Source organism: Gordonia sp. LUNF6 (assembly GCF_047041125.1).
Lineage (GTDB): Bacteria > Actinomycetota > Actinomycetes > Mycobacteriales > Mycobacteriaceae > Gordonia > Gordonia sihwensis.
Genome location: NZ_CP178181.1, coordinates 968043 through 988535, shown reverse-complemented (window position 1 = coordinate 988535; position 20493 = coordinate 968043). Strand labels below are relative to the sequence as shown.

Here is a 20493-nt window from a genome sequence, read left to right as displayed (position 1 = left end):
ACGCGCCCGGTACGTTCCATCGATGTCAGGCAGGTGATCGGATGCTCGGACCTCACGAACCGGCGGTCGAAGCGGCGATTCGCGTCGACGGTTTGACGAAGTCGTTCGGCGACGTCCGGGCCCTCGACGGGGTCACGTTCAACGCTCCGCGCGGATCGGTCCTCGGCGTCCTCGGCCCCAACGGCGCAGGCAAGACGACGGTCGTCGACATCCTGTGCACCCTGACCGAACCCGATGCGGGCTCCGCCACCGTCGCCGGACGCGATGTGGTCGCCGATCCCGCCGGCGTCCGCGAGGCCATCTCGATGACCGGTCAGTACGCCGCCCTCGACGAGACGCTCGGTGGCCGCGACAACCTCGTCTTCTTCGGTCGGATGCTCGGCCTCCGGCGGGCGGCCGCACGTGAACGCGCCGATTTCCTGCTCGAACGATTCGACCTCACCTACGCGGCCAAGCGACCCGTGTTCGCGTACTCGGGCGGCATGCGTCGGCGCCTCGACATCGCCTGCGGCCTCATCGTGGAACCCTCGGTCGTCTTCCTCGACGAACCGACGACCGGTCTGGATCCACGCAGCCGACAGGCGGTGTGGTCGTTGGTGGAGGCGCTCAAGCAGGACGGCGTCACCACCCTGCTGACCACTCAGTACCTCGAGGAGGCGGATCGGCTCAGCGACGCCATCGTCGTCCTCGACCGCGGTCGGGTGGTCGCCGAGGGCACGGCCGCCGAACTCAAGGAACGCGTCGGCGGCACGTTCTGCGAGGCGATCCCCGCCGACCCCGACGACGCACCCCGCCTGCGCTCGCTGCTCCGGGACCGGCTGAGCGCCGATCATCACGTCGCGTCCGGCGCCGACAGTGCCGACAGTGCCGAGGGGGCCGACAGTGCCGAGGGGGCCGACAGTGCCGAGGGGGCCGTCACGCTCAACGCGCCGAACGGGGTCGACACCATGGCGGAGGTGATCGCGGCCGCCGCCGGCGCCGGCGTCGCCCTGCGTGACATCGGACTGCGCAGCCCCTCGCTGGACGACGTATTCCTGCGCCTCACCGGCGGCCCGCCGGCCGCCGCACCGGAACCGATCCGATGACCCGATCCGGGACTCGATCCGGGACTCGATCGCCTTCGCTCCGCTGGCCCGACCGACGCGACCCGACGGTGATCGCGCACGACCACCGGTTCGTCCGGCAGTGGCTGACGATGACCGTCCGAGGCGTCCGTTCGGCCTACGGCGAAGGAGAGTTCGCCGTCGCAATCGCGATGCCGATCGTCTTCGCACTCGGCTTCTACCTGCCGCTCCGGGTGGTGATGAGTGAACAGGGCGTCGACTACGCACAGTTCCTGATGCCGATCATCGTGCTGCAGGCGGTCGCGTTCACCGCCATCGCCGCGGCCCAGCGCTCGGCATTGGACAAGCTCCGCGGAATGAACCGCAGACTGTCGTCGATGCCGGTCGCCGCTCTGGTTCCGTTCACCGCCCGCATGACCACCTCGTTGGTCCGCTCGGCGGTGTCGATCGCGACGGCGCTGCTGTTCGGCGCTCTGCTGGGCTTCGGCTTCTCCGGCGGTGTGGCGGGCGCTGTCGGCTTCGTGCTGTTCGCGCTCGCCGTGGGCGGAGTTCTCGCCATGGCCGCGGACTCGCTCGGCATCCTGGCGCGCGGCCCCGAGGCGACCTCTCAGCTTCTTATTCTTCCGCAGTTGGTCCTCGGTCTGCTCTCCACCGGCTTCGTACCCGAGTCGAGTTTTCCGGAGTGGGCGCGACTCTTCGCACGCAACCAGCCGATCTCCCATTTCGCGGCGACGATGCGCGATCTGGCCGACGGCTCACTCACCGCCGAGACCGCAGCGCCGGCGCTGATCTGGCTGGCGGCGCTGGCCGTCGTCTTCTCCGGGCTCGCCTACCTCGCCCAGCAGAGACGGCGGTCGTATCCGTGACCGACCGAAGCCCGATCCCCGACGCCAGCGATATCACCGACATCACCGACATAAATATCACCGACATAGTCCACTTCCCTCCGAGAGCGGCATGGGCACCCGAGCGCAGCGGATACGCGCTGTGGCGGGGTTCGGCGATCCAGGCTGAGCGGATCCTCCGCAAAGCAGCCGCCGATCCCGCGACCCTGCTTCAGTCGCTGCTCTTTCCGGCCTTGATGGTTCTGCTGTTCTGGGTGGTGCTGGACCGCCCGGTCAGCGCACACTCCGGCGAATCGAACGCCTTCGGCATGGTCCCGATGTTCGCGCTGATCGGTGCGATGTCCGGGGCGTCGATCAGCGGGCTCGGTCTGCGCCGGGAGCGCACCTCCGGCCTGCTCGCGCGCACCTGGGTGCTTCCGGTGCACCGGGCGTCGGCCATGATCGGCCGGCTGCTGTCGGAGGCGGTGCGGATTCTCATCACCGTGGCCGCCGTCCTGGCTGTGGGTGCCGTCATCGGTTTCCGGATCCACACCGGCCTCCCCGGCGCACTGGGGATCCTGGCCGTCGCACTCGGATTCGGCCTGTCGTTCTCGGTGATGGTCACCGCCCTCGCACTGCTCCGGCCGGAGTCCCGCCTGGTGGAGTGGATCGCCGGCGGAACCAATCTGGCGATGTTCTTCAACACCGGCTTCGTGCCCGCCGACGCCTACCCGGCGTGGCTGCGGCCGGTGGTCGAGTATCAGCCGCTGAGCTGCGCGGTGGAGGCCATCCGCGGGATCTCGACCGGCGGCCAGGTGCTCGGCCCCGCGCTGACGACGGCGGCGTGGTCGGTGGGCCTGCTCGCCGCGTTCAGCGGGCCCGCAGTGGCCGGTTATCGTCGCGCGTCGACCACGCGTTAATCTCTTCAAAATAGGTTAGCCTAGCCATATTTGCGCAAGGAGAGTTCGATGCCCAAGAAGACCGGAACCACCGACGCACCCGTCGAGGTGCCGCCCGTCCACGTCACCGACCGGGTGACGCCGCTGCGCGCGGTCGGCGACGCGACCCGGACCGGCGAGCACTTCGCCTGGGTGGACGTGCGCGCACTGTCGGGGCAGCAGCGCGACGCCGTGGTGGCCGCGGCGCTCAACTACAACATCGACGGAATCCTCACCGACGACGCCGCGTTCCTCGCCACCCTGCCGCCGACCGTCCGCAAGATCCTCATCGCGGGCGATACCGTGCCCCCCGAGGGCACCGAAGGCGCCCGAACCGAGGGCATCGACCTGACCCTCGTCGAGCGCGCGACGCCCGAGACGCTGCCGAGCCACGCCGACGGCGTACACGTCGTGGTCCGCGATTCCGACACGCTCAGCGAGGCCTGCGAATGGGTCCGGCGCATCGGATGGACGCTGCTGACCTTCACCGACCCCACCAAGATCCCCCTCGAGATCGTGATCGCCGCGGCGGAGAACTCCGGCGGTCGCACCGTGACCGTGGTCGACGACATCACCGACGCGGAGATCGTGAAGTTGGTGCTCGAACACGGCTCCGACGGACTGCTGCTGGCTCCCCGCCACGCGGACGACGTCGTGGCCCTGGCCGCGGTCCTCGAACCGTCCGCGGCGCGCGTCGAACTGGCCGAGCTGACGATCACCGGTGTCGAGCACATCGGGATGGGCGAGCGTGCCTGCATCGACACCTGCTCGCTCCTGGAACTCGACGAGGGATGCCTGATCGGCTCGTTCGCCAGCGGAATGTTCCTGTCGTGCAGCGAGACCCATCCGCTGCCGTACATGCCGACCCGGCCCTTCCGATGGAATGCGGGCGCGGTGCACTCGTACGTGCTGGCGCCCGAGAACCGGACCCGCTACGTAAGCGAACTGCGCGCCGGACAGCCGATTCTCGCGGTCCGCAGCGACGGCTCCGCTCGCGAGGTGCTGATCGGGCGCGTCAAGATCGAACGGCGACCGCTGATCTCGATCAACGCGCGGTCGGCCGACGGCCGGACCATCAACGTGATCGCGCAGGACGACTGGCACGTCCGGCTGCTGGGTCCGGGCGGTTCGGTGAACAACGTCACCGAACTCAAGCCCGGCGACGTGCTGCTCGGTTACGTGCCACCGGAGGCGCGGCACGTCGGACTGCCGATCACGGAGTTCTGCGAGGAGCGCTGAGGTACGGGGGCGGTCGGGGGCACGGGGGCGGTCGAGCCGAAACCGGTCCGACCGCGTCGACCTCAGCCCAGCAGGGGAAGCACCTGTTCGGCGAAGCGTTCGGCCTCCTCCGCGAGCGGCCATCCGGACAGGATCCAGGTGTCCGCGCCGAGCTCGGCCGACAGCTTGCGCAGCGTGGCCGCCACCGTCTCCGGACTGCCGACCAGATAGTTTCCCGAGCCCTTCCCGGCGATGTCGAAGGGAGGCTCCCCCGACGTCCACGTCGTCAGCCCTGCGGCCAGACCCGGCAGGAACTCCAGTTCGTCGCGGCCGGGGATCCGGCCGGCCCGCAGCGCGTCGATCCGCGCCTGCACCTGAGCGTCGTCCGAGGCGATCTCGTCGAGTCCGGGAAAGCCGAACGAGCGGAGATTCCGATCGGCCAGCCGCGCCATCTCCGCGGCGTCGGTCTGCGCCAACTGCCACTCGAAACGTTCCCAGGCCGCGTCGTCGGTGTCGCGGACCACCACGCTGGCCAGCACGCCGCAGGGCAGCTCGCGGCCGCGCTCGCGCGCCGCGGCACGAGCCGCGTCGAAGGTCCGGACCAGCGCGTCGGGGTGCGCCAGAAAGCTCAAGTACACATCGAGCACCTGCGCCGCGTGCTCGAGCCCGGCCGCCGACGCGCCGGTGCCCCAGATGGGCAGCCGTTCCTGCCTCGGCCCCGGAATCGACGGTTTGTACTGCGGACCGGCGCGGAAGTACTGGCCGTCGACCGCCGAGGGATCGTCGGAGTACATGCGCCGCACGGTCTCCCAGTACTCGGCCGACACCCGGTACCGCTCGTCCTTGCCTTCGAAACGCCCGTATCGAGCAAGGACCGGATCGGCGCCGTTGACCTGGTTCACGATCATCCGGCCACCCGAGTAGTGGTCGAAGACCTGGGCCTGCTCGGCCATGAGCGCAGGCGGCTTGGCGCCCGGATACTCCGGAACGAGGAATCGCAGCCGCTCGGTGGCCGACACGAGGGCGATGGGTTCACGAGCCGTGCAGAGCACCCCGTAGTAGCCGAGCCGGTCGAGGGTCGCCGCCACCGAACGCAGATGCTCCAGCGAGGGCTCCGAGCGATACTCCGGCTGCCACGGCACCTCGCCGTCCATCCCGTTCAGGTACCAGAGGATGCGAGGCGTTCCGGGGCCGTGAGGGCTGCCGGGCATGGGGGGACTCCTGTCGTTTCGTCGGGCACGGGTGCAACCGGTCGGTGCGGTCATGTGCGGCCGGCGGCGTCGTTCCGACCCCGCATGAACAACCCGACCCCGCATGAACACCGACACGGCCGTCTGAAAAGATAGGTTAGCCTAGCCAACTTAACGAAGGATCCACGGTGCACACTCCTCCCCCGCAGCGCATCCGCACCCGAGTCGCCGTCATCGGCGCCGGCCCCGCCGGATTGAGCCTGGCGCACATGCTGGCGCTCCAGGGTGTCGACGCCGTGGTGCTGGAGCGGAGTTCCGAGGAACACGTCCGTTCGCGCGTCCGCGCCGGCGTGCTGGAGCAGTCCACCGTCGACGTCTTCGACCAGCTCGGCGTCAGCGCCGACCTCCACCGGGAGGCATTGCGACACAAGGGCTTCTACCTGCGATTCGACCGCGCCACACACCACCTGGACTTCCACGCCGACACCGGCCGCAACGCCTTCGTCTACGGACAGGCGAAGGTGGTCGGCGATCTGATCGATGCGCTCCCCGGCCGCGCCGCGCCGGTGATCTTCGACGCCGAGGCCGTCGCCGTCGAAGGCATCGGCACCGACCGGCCCGAGGTCCATTTCCGGACTCCGAACTCGACGGGCGTGGTCGAAGCCGACTTCGTCGCCGGCTGCGACGGCTTCCACGGGGTGGCGCGAGCCACCGCGGAACCGCACGTTCGGACGGTGCAGCGCGTGTACCCGTTCGCCTGGCTCGGCATTCTCGCGCACAGCACGCCGGTCACCGAGGAGGGCATGTACAGCGCGCACCCCGACGGCCTGTCGTTGCACAGCATGCGCGGCCCGCAGTTGTCGAGGCAGTACCTGCAGGTCCCGCACGACACCGACCTCGCCCACTGGTCGGACGAACGGATCTGGAAGGAGCTCCGCCACCGGAGCGCCGCAGACGACGCCGACGAGCTCGAGACCGGGGAGATCATCGAGCGCAGCCTCACCCGCCTGCGCAGCGCGGTCACCGAACCGATGCGGGTCGGTTCCTTGTTCCTCCTGGGCGACGCCGCCCACATCCTGCCGCCGACCGGAGCGAAGGGCCTCAACCTCGCGGTGTCGGATGCGTGCGTCCTCTCCAACGCGCTGGGCGGCTACTACGCGGACCGGCGCACCGACCTGCTCGACGCGTATTCGGTCACCGCACTGGAGCGGATCTGGCAGACACAGGCGTTCTCCTGGCGGCTCACCAGCGCGCTGCACCGACACGACGACGAATTCGACTGGCCGCTGCGCCGCGCCAGGCTGCAGCGCTGGGTGGCGTCGGAGACCGCGCGCCGCGAACTCGGCGAGGTGTATCTCGGCCTTCCGTTCCCGACCGACTGGCGCTACCGGTGACCTCCGACCGCACTGCGCATCGGCGGCCGCGGGTCGTCGATACCGAAGACGTCCGACAGCCGCCCGGGCACGTCCGCCGCCGCGACCTCGTATTCCCGGCGAGAGTCGCCGTCGACCTCGATCATCCGGTAATCGATCCGGCCGGACTCGGGGTCGATGCGGCCGGTCATCGTGCGCCGGCCGGCGTCGACCGGCAGCGTGCAGATCACCGAGCCGGTGAACCTCGACTGCCCGGAGGTGCTGTGCCAACGGGCCATCCCGGCGAACTCATCCAACTCTCGGACCGCAGGGTCGATCCGGTAGCGGGCCGCGCCGGCCGACACGTCGCGGCCGGCCGGGTCGGCGAGATCGATCGGCCGCAGGATCATGTCGCCGCCGAAGCCGACGTCCACCAGCATCGCGGGATCGCCCGGCACCACGACTGCCACGTGACCGTCGGCCGGACCGAATCCCGCTCCCGAATCCACTCGCGCACCGTGCAGAACGGCGGGCACGCCCAGCGCCCGCAGGGCGTACAGCAGCAGTCCGTTGAGTTCGTAACAGATGCCGCCGCGACGGTCGTCCACGAGGCGCTGCGCGATCCGCGCCGGCTCGACACCGACCACGCGCCCGGCGTGGATCCCGAGGTTCTCGAACGGCACCCGCGCGTGCTGAGCCGTGGCCACCGCGCTCACCAGCGCTTCGATCCCGTTCGGCAGGTCGGCCTCGTCCAGGCCGATCCGGTCCAGATAGCGAGCGATTCCGCCCCTCGCGCACAGATCCATGCAACACAGGATAGGCTACCCTCATTCACTCTCGAGAGGAGCACCGATGAGGCACTCGGCACCACCGCGCACAGCGTCGCTGTCCGGTAAGACGCTGCGGCTGCGCCGGATCTTCTCCGCGCCGACCGGACGTGCGCTGATCGTCCCGATCGACCATTCGGTGACGGTCGGCCCACTGGGTCGCAAGAACCACGCCGACTGGACCGCCGCGATGCTCGCCGAGGCGGGCGCCGACGCACTCGTGGTCCACAAGGGCCGGGCGCGCCACATCGATCCGGCTCATTTCCGCGAACTGAGTCTGATCGTGCATCTGTCCGCGGGCACCTCGCTGTCGGTGGACACCACCTCGAAAGTCCTGGTCGGTTCGGTCGAGGAGGCGATGGCTCTCGGAGCGGACGCGGTGAGCATCCACGTCAACATCGGATCGCCCACGGAGGCGCAGCAACTCAACGATCTCGGCGTGGTCAGCGACGAGTGCGCCCGGCTCGGCATTCCGCTCCTGGCCATGATGTACAACCGGGGAATGGCCGAGACTCCGGGAACCCAGTCGGTCGCGACGCTGTCGCATCTGGCTGCCATCGCCACCGATCTCGGCGCCGACATCGTCAAGCTCGACTACGCGGGCGATCGCGCATCCATGGACGCGGTCGCGGACTCCTGCCCGCTGCCGATCGTTGTGGCCGGCGGCGCCTATCACGACGACGAGTCGGCGATCGAGTTCGGCACCCGGGTGGCCGAGTCGTCGGTGGCCGGCCTGAGTTTCGGCAGGCACGTCTTCGGTGCCCGGAATCCGGCCCGTGTGGCCGCCGCCCTCGCCCACGTGCTGCACACCGGCGACCCCGCCCGTCCTCTCGAAAACTTTGGCTCCCGCACCGGCCTGTGAGACCGTTGCGGGAGCCAAAATATTTCGACTGCGGGCTACACGTACCAGCAGCGGTGGCGGAGGCTGCCGCGGACGCGGCCGAGGAGGTTTCCTGCGTGGAATAGCCACCTGCCGGTCGACACACCCGTGATCGCGGTGGGCAGCAACGGATTCCGCAGCACCACGTACGCCACCTCATCGAGTGTCCCGTACCACTTCCGCCGCGGCAGCCCGTACGAGCGGTAATCGGAGTACAGACGGACATCGCCCTCGCCGCACATCACCGACTGCTTCCACAGGCCACTGAGCGTGTCGCGGAGCCGATAGGCGACCAGTGCCCGCGGCGCATGGCCCAGCACACCGCCCGCCAACTGGACCCGAATGGTGAAATCCGAGTCCTCGGCCCCTCGGTCGTACGCGGTGTCGAATCCGCCCACCGCGGCGAAGACGTCCTTCCAGACACCGAGGTTGCACGTCGGCGACACCCGCAGGAAACCGGGGAACTCATACGGAGTCTCCGGCGGCAGCATGCCGCGCCAGCGTTGCACGTGCGGGGCGTTGAGGCTGTCGGTCTCCACCGCGCCGCCGACCGCCGAATGCGTCCGCGCGACCGCCGTCAGCTCGGTCAGCCACTGCGGATGCGCGCGGTCGTCGGCGTCGCAGAAGGCGATGAAGTCGCCGCGCGCGGACTCCACCCCGATGTTCCGGGCCACGGACGCACCGCGTCCGGCCGAGGCGTCCACCCGGCGCAACTGCAGGCGGTCGGCGAGCGGGTGGTCCGCGAGATGGTCGGCGAGACCGTCGGTGGACCCGTTGTCGGCGACGATCACCTCGAAGTCGCCGGCGTAGTCCTGCCCGGCGAGCGCCGCCAACTGTTCGTCGATGACCGCGGCCGCGTTGCGCACCGGGATCACCACCGAGACCAGCCGGGGCAGGCCGCGGTCGGGTTCGGCGGGGCGCTCCCCGATCGCCCGCGCGCGGTCGGCGGGCCGCATCGATCGCAGCAGTGTCCGCTTCGGAATCTTTCCCGTCTCCCCGCGCAACGCGGCGCGGGTCCCGGCCGCGGTCAGGTACGCGCGCGCCGGTCGATGGCTGCCGATCAACATCGCGCGGCCTCGGACGAATGTGTCCTTGGCGATCGACACCGCGCACCACAGCGGCTCGCGCCGGCCGTAGCGGCGATACAGGGCGAGCCGGTTCCGCGCGATGTAGTAGTGGCGGAACGGCGCGTCCTGCGAGAACTCGATCGCCTCGCCGTCTGTGCCGCCGCGCGCGCCTTCCCGCATCAACGGGCGCATGAGCGGGCGCAGCGGACGCGGCGGCGTCCACCGGGCTCGGTGGCCCAGGCTGTGTTCGATCCGACCGCCGGGAACGATGAGCGCCGGTGCCCCGCGCTCCCGTGCGCGCAGATAGAACTCGGTCTCGACGCAGTCGATGAACAGGTCCTCATCGAACAGGCCGATCGCGGCGAAGAGTTCCGCGGTCACGACCAGGCCGGACTGCAGCGGTTCGAAGGCGAGCGTCAAGCCTCGCTCGGCGAACCAGAAGGGCGCGACGTCGTCGTTGATGAGTGCGGGCGAGACCATCACCTCGGTGAGTCCGAGCGAGGCCGCCAGATGCAGATGGGCGCGGGCACGGCTGAGGTAGTCGCCGTCGATCAGCGTGTCCTGGTCGAGGGTCAGGACGGCGTCGGCCCCGGCGTCCAGTGCCCGCCGCACACCGATGTTCAGCGCGCTGGCGATGCCGGCGTTGCGCGGAGCGCACACCACATGCGCGCCTGCCTCGGCGCACCGGTCCAGGATCGTCCGCACAGCGGATTCCTCAAGGTCGCCACGGTCGGCACGGTCGGTCAGGGACGGGGAGCCGTCGTCGACCACGACCACGGATTCGGCCTGCTCAACCGCCCGCCGGACGACGTCCACCAGTCGGTCGGTCGGCTCGAAGGACGTGACGACCGCGGCCACGGTCAGATCAGTCTTGGGGACCGGTGAATCACTCGTCATCTGAATACTCGTCATCACCGGTTCCTTCCTCCGCTCCCGTGTTCGCGGCGAGCGCGGCATGCACGGCCGCAGCCGTGCCGGCCGCGAAGGGCGCACGCATCATCGAATGGTGATCTCCCGGCACACGCACCTCGGTGACGCCCCCGGTCGCCAGAAGTGACCAGGTCGCGGGGTCGTCGGGGTTCGATTCCGCGGCGATCATCGTGACCGACCCGGGGTACGGCGTGGGCCGGTGCTGTCGGATCAACGCTCGTCCCAGATCCCAGAAGACCGTCCACTGCAATGTCGCCGGCAGCCGCCACAGTCCGGCGGTGGCGACCAGGAATCTCATCGCGGCGCGATTCCAGGCACGGTTCCAGGCGGAGAGCCTCCGGGCCCCGGTACCGCGCGCCGGCGGCACAGCAGACGCAGTGACAGTCGCAGCGCCAGTGACAGTGCCGGTGGTCCGCCGATCCGGCAGCGGCAGCGTGTCGCCGGTGTCCGCAGTACCTGCGACCGCATCACCGTCCCGGCCGGCGGCGAGACGAGCGCGCAGTTCCGGCTCGAACAGCGTGTCGATGAGAACGACGTTCGCGCGCTCACCCCGTCCGTGGAGGATCGCGGCCGCCTCGAGCATGACGAAGCCGCCGTACGAGTAGCCCGCGAACCGGTACGGTCCGGCGGGCTGCACGGCACGGATCTCCCGGATGGCGCGGCGGGCCGCGGCGCGGATCGAACGGTCGGCGCGGCCGCGTTGTTCGAGACCGTGTGCCTGCAGCCCGTAGACGGGACCGTCGCCGGGCAGTTCGCGAACCACCGGAAGCAACGCGGCCGCCGGGCTGCCCGCACCCGCCGCGAAGAACAGCGGCACCCCGGTGCCGTCGCGCAACCGGCTCAGCGTGCCGCGCGCCGCGGTCTGCGCGCGGTCGCGGTGCGCGTCGTCGAGCAGCACCGCCAGGCCCGCGACCGTCGGTGTCTCGGCGAACTCGGCCGTCGAGAGGTCGACGAGCCAGCGGTCGCGAAGATCGGCGAGCATGCGTGCGGCGGCGAGCGAATCACCGCCGAGCGCGGTGAAGTCCTCCGACCGGCCCACTTCGTCGAGCCCGAGCACTGTGCACCACAGCGCGGCCAGTGCGGCTTCGGTGGGACCGCGGACGGGCTCGATCACTCGTTCGGGAGGCGGCGGCAGAGCGGCGCGGTCCACCTTGCCTCGTTCGGTGCGCGGGAACTCGGTGAGCACCACGATGTGCCGCGGCGCCATCCACTCCGGCAGCGAGTCTCGCAGCGCCGCACGTACTTCCGACGGCGCGGGCGCCCACGTCGCCGGATCCACGGCGAGGTAGCCGGTGAGTTCGCCGGCGTCGCGATCGGCGACCACCGCGGCGTCCACCGCCCACGGCAGTTGCCGCAGCGCGAACTCCACTTCGGCGGGCTCGACTCGGTAGCCGCGCACTTTGATCGCGTCATCGAGCCGGCCGAGAAGGAGGAGGTCGCCGGTCTCGTCGAATCGGCCCAGGTCGCCGGTGTAGAAGCGGGTGCGACCGTCGTCGAGGCGGACGAAGCGATCGGCGGTCAGCGCCCGATCGCGGTGGTAGCCGGCAGCCAGATACCGGGACTCGACGACGATCTCGCCGGTCTGACCCACCGGCACATCGTCGCCGTCGTCGCCGACGATCCGGATGCGCTTGCCCGCTGCCGGCGTGCCTGCGGCCAGCGGCCCGGGCACCACCGCCCGATCGCGCGGGAACAGGTTGAAGGCGAGGTCGCCGGTCTCCGACGACCCCGACCAACAGCAGAAGGTGCCTCTCGACAGGACGGTGCGGCGTGCGAGTTCGACGTCGCTGTGGTGCGACGGCTCGCCGCACACCGACAACAGCCGGAGGTCGTTGAGCCCGCCCGTCCTGCCGGCGCCATCAGCGCCGGGGCTTCCGGCGAGCCAGGCGCGCAACAGCGACGGAGTGGCGTGCGCGGTGGTGGCCGCTTCGCGATCGAGCCAGTCGCGCAGATCGGCGGCGCTGCGCCTCCGCACGTCCCAGAGCAGCATCGTCGCACCGTTGATCAGTGTCATCACCAGGCAGTCGAATCCGGCCCCGAAGCTCAACGGCAGAAGCACTGCGGCTCGGTCGTCGGGGCGAAGACCCATGAACTCCCGTCCGTCGCGCGCCTGGTTGGTCCAGCCCCGCTGCGTGTGGGCGACGCCCTTCGGCCGCCCCGTCGATCCCGACGTGAAGATGAGCACCGCGATGTCGCCCGGTGCGGGCTCGGGAACCGGTTCGGGCGCGGCCGGGAGCGCTCGGATCTCGGCCGGGCTGAGTTCCCGCGCGCCGGAGAGTTCCAGAATGTGGCCTCGTCGGTCGTCCGGCAGAAAGGGATCGAGCAGCACCAGTGGCCGGCCCGAGCACAACACCGCCAGGATGGCGGCGACCGAATCGATGTCGGACTCCGTCTCGACCGCGACCGGGCGATCGCGGTCGGGTACCGCGGCGGCGATGGCGCGGCCGCGGTCCTGCGCCCGAGCCGCCAGTTCGGCATAGGTGATCGAGCCGTCCGGGGTGCGGACCGCCACCGCCTCCGCGCGGGCCGCGGCCACGGCCAGCCACTGCGCGACCACCGTCTCGCCGGCCGCATCCCGCACCGCCTGCAGGTGCGACTCCGCACGCCTCGGCTGGATCGCGGTCTCTGCCGAGGTCATCGGTCCAGCCCGGCGGCGATCGTCGGCCAGGACCGGTGCAGCTCGTCCTGCCAGTAGTTCCAGGAGTGGGTTCCAGTGGGGCGCAGATGCACGGTCGCCGGGATGTTCAGCGACCGCAAGCGCTGCGCCATCGCGGCCGTGCATGCCGACGTGGCGGCCTCGAGGGCACCGCCCACCAGGATCTGATCGGCGATCGGCGGCGCCCCGGGTGCTTGATGTTCGGGAGTGTCGTAGCGTCCCGGCAGCCCGCTGCCGCTCGACAGATACAGCGTGAGCCCGCGCAGGCCGGCCGCGTTGACATACGGGTCGTTGCGAGTCCACCCGGGCGAACCGGCCGGTCCCCACATGTTGGTCGCGTCGGCGCCCGCCGCGGTGTACACGATGCCGCGCACGGCGGCTTCGCCTTCCGGTGTGCTCGTGCGCGCGCAGCCGCTGTACGACGCGACCGACCGATACAGCCCCGGTCGCGCGATCGCGAGGTTGAAGACCGATGTGGCCGACATCGACAGTCCGGCCACGGCGCGACGGCCGTCGGAGGCCAGGGCGTCGTCGACGACGGGCGGCAGCTCGCGGGTCAGGAACGTCTCCCATTGCGGCCGGCCGATCTTCGGGTCTCGTGACACCCAGTCCGTGTAGTAGCTGCCGATCCCCTTCTCGGGGATCACGACGTTGACGTGCTTGCGGGAGAAGAACTCGAGCGCATCGGTCTGCGCCAGCCAATTGGCCCCGTCCTCGCCTCCGCCGGCACCGTTGAGCAGGTACAGCGTCGGCGCATGCTCCTCATTCACCGGCGGTCGGAGCACCAGCAGCGGGATGTCGCGATTCATCGACTCCGAGTGGACGGTCATCCGCCACAGCGTCTTGTCCAGACGTTCCAATGCAACGAGCGATCCCGTCGTCTGCACTGGCGCCGCCATAGCTGTCGGCGCTACCGCGAAAACCGCTGTCACCAGCCCCGTCACGGCCGCGGTCGCCATCGCGGCGACTCGGATTCGGCCGGACCGGCCCCGCTTGATCTTCCTCATAGCTAGGTAAGACTAACCTAATAGAGAGCGCAGGACGCATGCGGCGTCCCAAGAACAACAGGGCGAGCACGAGCAGGCGAAGAGAAGTCGGAGTTCGACGCAGTTGACGTTCGACACGGTTGGTCCGACGCGGGTCCGACGCCGTTGGAGTCCGCCGAAGAACCCGGCGACGGGAAAGATACGGGCCGCCGTCGGCGCGATCACTGCCGCCGGCGTTGCTCCGCCACCAGGACTCGAACCTGGAATGCCTGAACCAAAATCAGGAGTGTTGCCATTACACCATGGCGGATTGCCGCGGAGACGATTCTGCCACAGGGCCCACCGCACACCACCACGCCGGGCACCACGCCGCCACCAACGCTGACCCCACGGGCTCTCGCACCTCTCCGCCACTCGCCCCGGGGTGCCGGAGAACCACCCCTCGCCGCACTCCGGCACCCGACCGCACCGATCGATGCGACCCAACCGGATGGTACATCCGGCAGAAAGTCGTACCACCGGAATCACCGATCCGCGACACTGACCCACCCTCCGGCGCGCACCGGGCGACGGCTACTTGAGACCCAGCACCGGAAGAAGGAACTCGCGCGCGAAATCCGAGAGCTCGCCGATGTCGTCGTAGTCCATGAGGTCACTGGGGATGGTGAGGAACGACCCCGCGATCCGGACCACCAGGTCGGCAGCCGGTATGGTCCGCACCCGCTTGGGGATGTTCCCTGCGGTCTGTTCGCGAAGGATCTGGTGCGCTACGAAGTCGCGCACCACGGTGAGAGTACGACCGTCGCCGACGAAGCCGGGCACCATCGCCGGCTCGGTCTCGAGCAGCTTTCGGATCAGCGGATTGCCGCCGATGGTCCGCAACGACGTCACGAAGGCCTGGACCACACGGTCGGCCGGGGTCGGCGCCTGCGCCATGACGTCGAGAAACTCGATGAAGTAGTTCTGGAACTCGCGGACCATGACCGCGTCGACGAGCGCGTCCTTGGTGGCGAACTTGCGGTAGATCGTGATCCGAGCCGTCCCGGCACGTCGGGCTACCTCTTCCATCGACGTGCGCCCGATCCCCGTTTCACAGAACTGCTCATACGCAGCGTCGAGCAGTCTGGTCCGCGTCCGGTCGGTCTCGACGGTGTCGGTCTGCACCGCCTGCTGCATCGCACGCTCGAAGAGCGTGGCCTCGACCCGCCCGGCCGCAGGGATCACCACTGGCCTTCAACTCCTCTCCAGTACCTACCCGACTCCTTCACGCTACGGCATCGGACGACCGCCCCATGCTCCGAATCCCGAGGCGTCCGACCCCGGCGACGCCGTGTTGCAAGTGTCGCTCCGTTGTTTCATATGGGCCGATGGGCGACCGCGCACCGTCAGTCGTCCACCCACTGCAGGACATCCCCGGGCTGACAGTCGAGAACACGGCAGATCGCGTCCAGCGTCGAGAATCGCACCGCTTTGGCGCGGCCGTTCTTGAGAACCGCGACGTTGGCCGGCGTGAGGCCGACGCGTTCGGCGAACTCGCCCACGCTCATCTTGCGACGCGCCAACTCCACATCCAGGCGCACGACGATGGCCAATTCAGATCACCGCGTCCATGTCCGCACGCAGCGTCGTCGCCTGGCGCAGCAGCGATCTCATCACCACCATCAGCAGCACGAGCAGCAGGCAACCGAGTCCGACAACGGTCAGCAGGAAAGGCAGGCCGGGATCGTCGAGCTCTCCGAACAGCGCCAACGCCGCCAACAGCCCGGCGGGTACGAGACCCGCGGCGGCGACCGCACAGATGATCGTGTCCACCCACCGGAACGACGATCGGTCGAAGATCCGGTCGCGACGGACGTGACCGAGGAGCATCCATGTCGCAACGAGGACGACCTGCAGGCACAGGAACTCGTAGCCGACCAGGAAGGTCGCCGACCATCGTTCGCCTCCGGTCATCTCGCCGATGCTCTCGCGATAGCGGAACTGTCCGGGAAACGAGAGCGTCTGCAGAACGGTGACCCCCGCGAACAGCAGCACCAAGGTCGCCCGCAAGGGCCAGTAAGCGAGTGTGACAGCACCGTCCATGTGTCGATTATCGACGGAAATCTATCGAAATTCAATAGCTAATGACGGCGCACCGCACTGTCGCGCACGCCACTGCGCACCTCGCCGAATAACACCTGACCGCACCGGCTGCGTAGGATTTGCCCCGGCGTACCTCCGCGGGATGGAAAGCTCTGCAGGAGTGCGTCGACGCTCGCGACCTTGAGATGCGGAGGGACTCGGATGACCGGACGACCGGCCCAGTCGAACGAAGAAGTCGCCGTCATTGTGCTGGCGGCGGGTGCCGGTACCCGGATGAAGTCGAAGACCCCGAAGATCCTTCACGAGATCGGCGGACGCAGCCTGCTCGGCCACGCACTGCACGGCGCCGCCGAACTCGACCCCGATCACCTCGTCGCCGTCGTCAGTCACGAACGCGAGCGGGTCACCGCCGCCATCGGAGAGATCGCCGAGGAACTCGGGAGGCCGGTGACCGTCGCCGTTCAGGATGAGCCGTTGGGCACCGGCGACGCCGCCCGCGCCGGAATGACCGGACTCCCCGACGACTTCTCCGGAACCGTCTTGGTCACGGTCGCCGACGCCCCGCTGCTCGACGGCTCCACGTTGTCCGCGCTCGTCGCCGAACACTTGCGCGACGACGCGGGCGAACCGGCCGCCGTCACGCTGACCAGCTTCATCGCCGACGACCCCACCGGCTACGGACGAATCGTCCGGGCGGGCGGTCCCGGCCTGGACATCGCGTCGTCGGACGTCCTGGCGATCACCGAGCACAAGGACGCGACCGAGACCGAACGTGCGATCACCGAGGTGAACGCGGGGATCTACGCGTTCGCCGCCGACATGCTGCGGACCGGCCTGACCAGTCTGTCCACCGACAACGTGCAGGGCGAGTACTACATCACCGATCTCGTCGGCATCGCGCGCGAGGCCGGCCGGGCCGTGCACGCACTCACCGTCTCCGATCCGAGCGTGGTCGCCGGCTGCAACGACCGCGCGCAGTTGGCCGATCTCGGAGCCGAACTGAATCGCCGGATCGTCCGCAAGCACATGCTCGCCGGCGTCACCGTCGTCGACCCCGCGACCACCTGGATCGACGTCGACGTCACGCTGGGCCGGGACGTGCGCGTCGAGCCGGGCACCCAGCTCCGCGGCCGGACCTCCGTCGCCGACGACGCGGTGATCGGCCCCGACACGACGCTCACCGACGTGACCGTCGGCGAGGGAGCTGCGGTGATCCGCACCCACGGTTCCGACGCGCAGATCGGGCCCGGCGCCGCCGTCGGCCCGTTCGCGTATCTGCGACCCGGCACGGTCCTCGGCGCAGACGGAAAGATCGGTACGTTCGTCGAGACCAAGAACGCCCAGATCGGCGCGGGCACCAAGGTCCCGCACCTAACGTACGTCGGCGATGCGGAGATCGGCGAGAAGACCAACATCGGCGCGTCGAGCGTCTTCGTCAACTACGACGGCGTGGCCAAGCACAAGACGGTCATCGGCTCGCACTGCCGCACCGGCAGCGACAACATGTTCGTCGCCCCTCTCACGATCGGCGACGGTGTCTACACGGGCGCGGGCACCGTGCTGCGCGACGACGTGCCGCCGGGAGCCCTCGCGGTGTCGGCGGGCGCCCAGCGCAACATCGCCGATTGGGTGATCGCCAAGCGCCCCGGCACCCCTGCCGCCGACGCCGCCCGCGCCGCCCAGCAGAATCACACCCAGCACGATCACACCCAGCAGAATCACACCCAGCACGATCACACCCAGCAGACCGAATAGCGTCACCCTGCGCCGACGGCGGCCACGAACCGCCCCGGCGCTCACACTCCGAGTACAGAAGCCGACCGCCTAGGAGAGAATGAGTCACCCATGACTTGGACGACCGACAATCAGAAGAACCTCATGCTGTTCGCCGGACGGGCACATCCCGAACTGGCGCAGGCCGTGTCGGACGAGCTGGGCGTTCACATCACCCCGCAGACGGCGCGCGACTTCGCGAACGGCGAGATCTTCGTCCGCTTCGAGGAGTCGGTCCGCGGCAGCGACGCCTTCGTGCTCCAGAGCTGCCCGTACCCGATGAACCAGTGGGTCATGGAGACCCTCATCATGATCGACGCGCTCAAGCGCGGCTCGGCCAAGCGCATCACGGCGATCATCCCGTTCTACCCGTACGCACGCCAGGACAAGAAGCACCGCGGCCGCGAGCCGATCTCGGCGCGCCTGATCGCCGATCTGCTCAAGACCGCGGGCGCCGACCGCATCGTGACGGTGGATCTGCACACCGACCAGATCCAGGGCTTCTTCGACGGCCCCGTCGACCACATGCACGCCCAGGGTCAGCTGGCCGAGTACGTGCGCAACAAGTACGGCACCGACAACATCTGCGTGGTGTCTCCGGACGCCGGCCGTGTGAAGGTCGGCGAGAAGTGGGCCGACTCGCTCGACGGAGCTCCGATGGCGTTCGTCCACAAGACGCGCGACCCCGACGTCCCCAACCAGATCAAGTCGAACCGCGTCGTCGGTGAGGTCGCGGGCAAGACCTGCGTGCTGATCGACGACATGATCGATACCGGCGGCACCATCGCGGGCGCCGTGTCGGTTCTCAAGGAGGCCGGCGCCGGCGACGTCATCATCGCCACCACGCACGGCGTGTTCTCGCATCCCGCCGCCGAGCGCCTCGCCACCTGCGGCGCCAAGGAGGTCATCGCGACCGACACGCTGCCGATCCCCGAGGACAAGCGTTTCGACAACCTGACGGTCCTGTCGATCGCACCGCTGCTCGCGCAGACCATCCTCGAGGTGTTCAAGAACGGCTCGGTCACCAGCCTGTTCAACGGGAACGCCTGACCAGTACCGCATACGACGCGAAAGACACGACGCGAGACGCCATGGCCCGGGAAACCGGCCATGGCGTCTCGCGTTCGTCTAAGCGGCGTGACCCGCCCGTTCAGACGGTCTGTTCGATTCCCTCGATCGCGACGTCGACGGTCTCCTCCGATCCGGTCGCCGCGCCACCCGGAGCGTCGGACCGTCCGGGGATGAAGAACGCCAGCACCAGCGCGGCCACGGCGGCGCCGGCGGCCAGCGCCATGATCCAGCGGAACGCGCTCTCCGACGGCACTGCCACGCCACCGAGCGTCATGGTCATCTGCGCGACGATCACACCCGCCAGCGCACTGGCGAAGGACGTGCCGAGCGAACGCATGAGCGTGTTGAAGCTGTTCGCCGCACCGGTCTGCGACGGCGGAACCGCTCCCATGATGAGCGCGGGCATCGCACCGTAGGCGAGTCCGGTTCCGAATCCGATGATGATGCCGATGACGATGAGCTGCCAGATCGAGTGCAGGGCGAAGACGCCGAGCAGGTAGCCCAACGCCACCACGATCGCGCCCACCATCAGGGTGATCCTCGGTCCGAAGGTGTTGGTCAGCCACGACGAGAGCGGTGCCGCGAGCAGGAGCATGATGCCGAACGGCGCCATCACCAGGCCCGCCACCATCATCGACCCGCCGAGACCGTAGCCGGTGGCCTCCGGCATCTGGACCACCTGGGGGAAGACCATGCTCGCCGCGAACATCGCGAAACCGAAGACGATCGAGGCGATGTTGGTGAACAGCACCTGCGGGCGGACGGCGACGCGGACATCGACGATCGGCTGCGAGCTGCGCAGCTCCCAGCTCACCCACAGGATGAAGAGCACGATCGCTGCGGCGAAGCAGCCGAGGGTGGTGCCGCTCGACCAGCCCCAATCGGCGCCCTTCGAGACTGCGAGCAACAGCGCGAGCAGACCGCCCGACAGCGTCACGGCGCCGACGTAGTCGAAGCCGCCGCCCGACTTCTCCGGCGACTCCGGAACCACGATCACGACAGCGATCGCGCCTACGACACCCATGATCGCCGACACCCAGAAGAGCCAGTGCCAATCGGCGTACTCGGCGATCAGTGCCGCCAGCGGAAGCCCGAAGGCACCGCCGACGCCCAGCGATGCACTCATGGTCGCGACCGCGCCGGCCAACTTCTCCTTCGGCAGCACGTCGCGCATCACGCTGATGCCGAGCGGAATCACACCCGCCGCGAGACCCTGCAGAGCTCGTCCAACGATCATCGGCACCACCGACGTGCTCAGCGCACCGATCACCGAACCGACGATCATGATGCCCATGCTCACCAGCATCATGCGCCGCTTGCCGAACATGTCACCCAGCCGTCCCATCACCGGCGTCGCGACCGCCGCTGCCAGCAGTGTCGCGGTGATCACCCACGCGGTATTGGACGCCGGCGCGTTCAAGTACTCCGGCAGGTGCGGAATGATCGGGATCACCAGCGTCTGCATCAAGGAGACGACGATGCCGGCCAACGCCAGGACCGCTACGACGGCGCCGGTGGCCGGCGCTTTCTCCAGGGCCTCCGGGCCCGTCTTCTGTTCAACCATCTAAGAACGACCTCATCCGATACGAATGCGAGCGGGTCGGTGCCCGCTCGCGAGGAGTGTGTCCACACACT

At 69.1% G+C, this 20493-nt stretch carries 17 protein-coding genes and 1 tRNA gene; 8 read left to right on the top strand and 10 right to left on the bottom strand.

The annotated features are described in order from the left end of the window. Positions 1-41 precede the first annotated feature (41 nt). Genes ACK8HH_RS04735 through ACK8HH_RS04720 form a run of 4 tightly spaced genes read left to right on the top strand, consistent with a single transcriptional unit; the run spans position 42 to position 4065 of the window. Positions 42-1085 carry a daunorubicin resistance protein DrrA family ABC transporter ATP-binding protein gene (locus ACK8HH_RS04735; protein WP_045539504.1) on the top strand — a complete coding sequence of 348 codons (1044 nt, stop codon included), beginning with the start codon at positions 42-44 and terminating at the stop codon, positions 1083-1085. After that, on the top strand, positions 1082-1930 hold the full coding sequence (locus ACK8HH_RS04730; RefSeq protein ID WP_412475586.1) for an ABC transporter permease: 849 nt from the start codon (positions 1082-1084) through the stop codon (positions 1928-1930). Before ACK8HH_RS04735 ends, ACK8HH_RS04730 begins: the two co-directional genes overlap by 4 nt. Further along, a complete protein-coding gene (locus tag ACK8HH_RS04725) occupies positions 1927-2808 on the top strand; it encodes an ABC transporter permease (RefSeq protein WP_412475585.1) in 882 nt (293 codons plus the stop codon). Before ACK8HH_RS04730 ends, ACK8HH_RS04725 begins: the two co-directional genes overlap by 4 nt. Before the next feature lie 48 nt (positions 2809-2856). After that, positions 2857-4065 carry a 3-dehydroquinate synthase II family protein gene (locus ACK8HH_RS04720; protein WP_006897715.1) on the top strand — a complete coding sequence of 403 codons (1209 nt, stop codon included), beginning with the start codon at positions 2857-2859 and terminating at the stop codon, positions 4063-4065. A 62-nt stretch (positions 4066-4127) separates the two neighbouring features. Here ACK8HH_RS04720 and ACK8HH_RS04715 read toward each other — a convergent pair whose 3' ends face one another. Beyond that, positions 4128-5255: an LLM class flavin-dependent oxidoreductase gene (locus tag ACK8HH_RS04715; RefSeq protein WP_412475584.1), complete on the bottom strand. Its 1128-nt coding sequence runs from the start codon at positions 5253-5255 to the stop codon at positions 4128-4130. Between the two features lie 167 nt (positions 5256-5422). On the opposite strand from ACK8HH_RS04715, the gene ACK8HH_RS04710 reads away from it, so the two are divergent. Further along, positions 5423-6628, top strand: coding sequence for a 4-hydroxybenzoate 3-monooxygenase (locus ACK8HH_RS04710; protein ID WP_412475583.1), 1206 nt, complete (start codon positions 5423-5425; stop codon positions 6626-6628). Here the strand turns inward: ACK8HH_RS04710 and ACK8HH_RS04705 are convergent. Further along, positions 6619-7392: an arylamine N-acetyltransferase family protein gene (locus tag ACK8HH_RS04705; protein ID WP_412475582.1), complete on the bottom strand. Its 774-nt coding sequence runs from the start codon at positions 7390-7392 to the stop codon at positions 6619-6621. The genes ACK8HH_RS04710 and ACK8HH_RS04705 overlap by 10 nt on opposite strands. A gap of 46 nt (positions 7393-7438) precedes the next feature. Here ACK8HH_RS04705 and ACK8HH_RS04700 point away from each other — a divergent pair, with 46 nt between their 5' ends. Continuing rightward, the gene (locus ACK8HH_RS04700; RefSeq protein ID WP_006897711.1) at positions 7439-8275 is read left to right on the top strand and encodes a 2-amino-3,7-dideoxy-D-threo-hept-6-ulosonate synthase; all 837 of its coding nucleotides are present in this window, start codon (positions 7439-7441) and stop codon (positions 8273-8275) included. A 35-nt stretch (positions 8276-8310) separates the two neighbouring features. On the opposite strand, the gene ACK8HH_RS04695 is transcribed toward ACK8HH_RS04700, so the two are convergent. The 7 genes from ACK8HH_RS04695 to ACK8HH_RS04665 form a co-directional block, all read right to left on the bottom strand. Next, entirely contained in the window at positions 8311-10272 is a 1962-nt protein-coding gene (locus ACK8HH_RS04695; RefSeq protein ID WP_231650287.1) for a glycosyltransferase family 2 protein, read from the bottom strand. Further along, positions 10247-12928: an AMP-binding protein gene (locus tag ACK8HH_RS04690; protein ID WP_278126422.1), complete on the bottom strand. Its 2682-nt coding sequence runs from the start codon at positions 12926-12928 to the stop codon at positions 10247-10249. Before ACK8HH_RS04690 ends, ACK8HH_RS04695 begins: the two co-directional genes overlap by 26 nt. After that, a complete protein-coding gene (locus tag ACK8HH_RS04685; protein ID WP_412475581.1) occupies positions 12925-13953 on the bottom strand; it encodes an alpha/beta hydrolase in 1029 nt (342 codons plus the stop codon). The genes ACK8HH_RS04690 and ACK8HH_RS04685 overlap by 4 nt, the downstream gene beginning before the upstream one ends. 218 nt (positions 13954-14171) lie before the next feature. Beyond that, a tRNA-Gln gene (locus tag ACK8HH_RS04680) sits at positions 14172-14242 on the bottom strand. A gap of 263 nt (positions 14243-14505) precedes the next feature. Then, positions 14506-15159, bottom strand: a complete 654-nt coding sequence (locus ACK8HH_RS04675; protein WP_412475580.1) for a TetR/AcrR family transcriptional regulator — start codon at positions 15157-15159, stop codon at positions 14506-14508. A 158-nt stretch (positions 15160-15317) separates the two neighbouring features. Then, positions 15318-15524 carry a helix-turn-helix domain-containing protein gene (locus ACK8HH_RS04670; protein ID WP_006897706.1) on the bottom strand — a complete coding sequence of 69 codons (207 nt, stop codon included), beginning with the start codon at positions 15522-15524 and terminating at the stop codon, positions 15318-15320. A gap of 1 nt (position 15525) precedes the next feature. Next, positions 15526-16014: a DUF2975 domain-containing protein gene (locus ACK8HH_RS04665; protein WP_006897705.1), complete on the bottom strand. Its 489-nt coding sequence runs from the start codon at positions 16012-16014 to the stop codon at positions 15526-15528. 201 nt (positions 16015-16215) lie between these two features. Between ACK8HH_RS04665 and glmU the strand changes: the two genes are divergently transcribed. Then, on the top strand, positions 16216-17769 hold the full coding sequence (glmU, locus tag ACK8HH_RS04660; protein ID WP_412475579.1) for a bifunctional UDP-N-acetylglucosamine diphosphorylase/glucosamine-1-phosphate N-acetyltransferase GlmU: 1554 nt from the start codon (positions 16216-16218) through the stop codon (positions 17767-17769). Between the two features lie 90 nt (positions 17770-17859). Next, positions 17860-18837: a ribose-phosphate diphosphokinase gene (locus tag ACK8HH_RS04655; protein WP_006897703.1), complete on the top strand. Its 978-nt coding sequence runs from the start codon at positions 17860-17862 to the stop codon at positions 18835-18837. 100 nt (positions 18838-18937) lie between these two features. Here the strand turns inward: ACK8HH_RS04655 and ACK8HH_RS04650 are convergent, their stop codons facing one another. Continuing rightward, complete coding sequence (locus tag ACK8HH_RS04650; protein WP_062368021.1) at positions 18938-20422, bottom strand: MFS transporter; 1485 nt, start codon at positions 20420-20422, stop codon at positions 18938-18940. Between the last annotated feature and the right edge of the window lie 71 nt (positions 20423-20493).

Coding starts and splice junctions, on each gene's coding strand:
- ACK8HH_RS04735 (WP_045539504.1), top strand. CDS start 42: ATGCTCGGACCTCACGAACCGGCGGTCGAAGCGGCGATTCGCGTCGAC.
- ACK8HH_RS04730 (WP_412475586.1), top strand. CDS start 1,082: ATGACCCGATCCGGGACTCGATCCGGGACTCGATCGCCTTCGCTCCGC.
- ACK8HH_RS04720 (WP_006897715.1), top strand. CDS start 2,857: ATGCCCAAGAAGACCGGAACCACCGACGCACCCGTCGAGGTGCCGCCC.
- ACK8HH_RS04715 (WP_412475584.1), bottom strand. CDS start 5,255: ATGCCCGGCAGCCCTCACGGCCCCGGAACGCCTCGCATCCTCTGGTAC.
- ACK8HH_RS04705 (WP_412475582.1), bottom strand. CDS start 7,392: ATGGATCTGTGCGCGAGGGGCGGAATCGCTCGCTATCTGGACCGGATC.
- ACK8HH_RS04700 (WP_006897711.1), top strand. CDS start 7,439: ATGAGGCACTCGGCACCACCGCGCACAGCGTCGCTGTCCGGTAAGACG.
- ACK8HH_RS04695 (WP_231650287.1), bottom strand. CDS start 10,272: ATGACGAGTATTCAGATGACGAGTGATTCACCGGTCCCCAAGACTGAT.
- ACK8HH_RS04690 (WP_278126422.1), bottom strand. CDS start 12,928: ATGACCTCGGCAGAGACCGCGATCCAGCCGAGGCGTGCGGAGTCGCAC.
- ACK8HH_RS04685 (WP_412475581.1), bottom strand. CDS start 13,953: ATGAGGAAGATCAAGCGGGGCCGGTCCGGCCGAATCCGAGTCGCCGCG.
- ACK8HH_RS04665 (WP_006897705.1), bottom strand. CDS start 16,014: ATGGACGGTGCTGTCACACTCGCTTACTGGCCCTTGCGGGCGACCTTG.
- glmU (WP_412475579.1), top strand. CDS start 16,216: ATGACCGGACGACCGGCCCAGTCGAACGAAGAAGTCGCCGTCATTGTG.
- ACK8HH_RS04655 (WP_006897703.1), top strand. CDS start 17,860: ATGACTTGGACGACCGACAATCAGAAGAACCTCATGCTGTTCGCCGGA.
- ACK8HH_RS04650 (WP_062368021.1), bottom strand. CDS start 20,422: ATGGTTGAACAGAAGACGGGCCCGGAGGCCCTGGAGAAAGCGCCGGCC.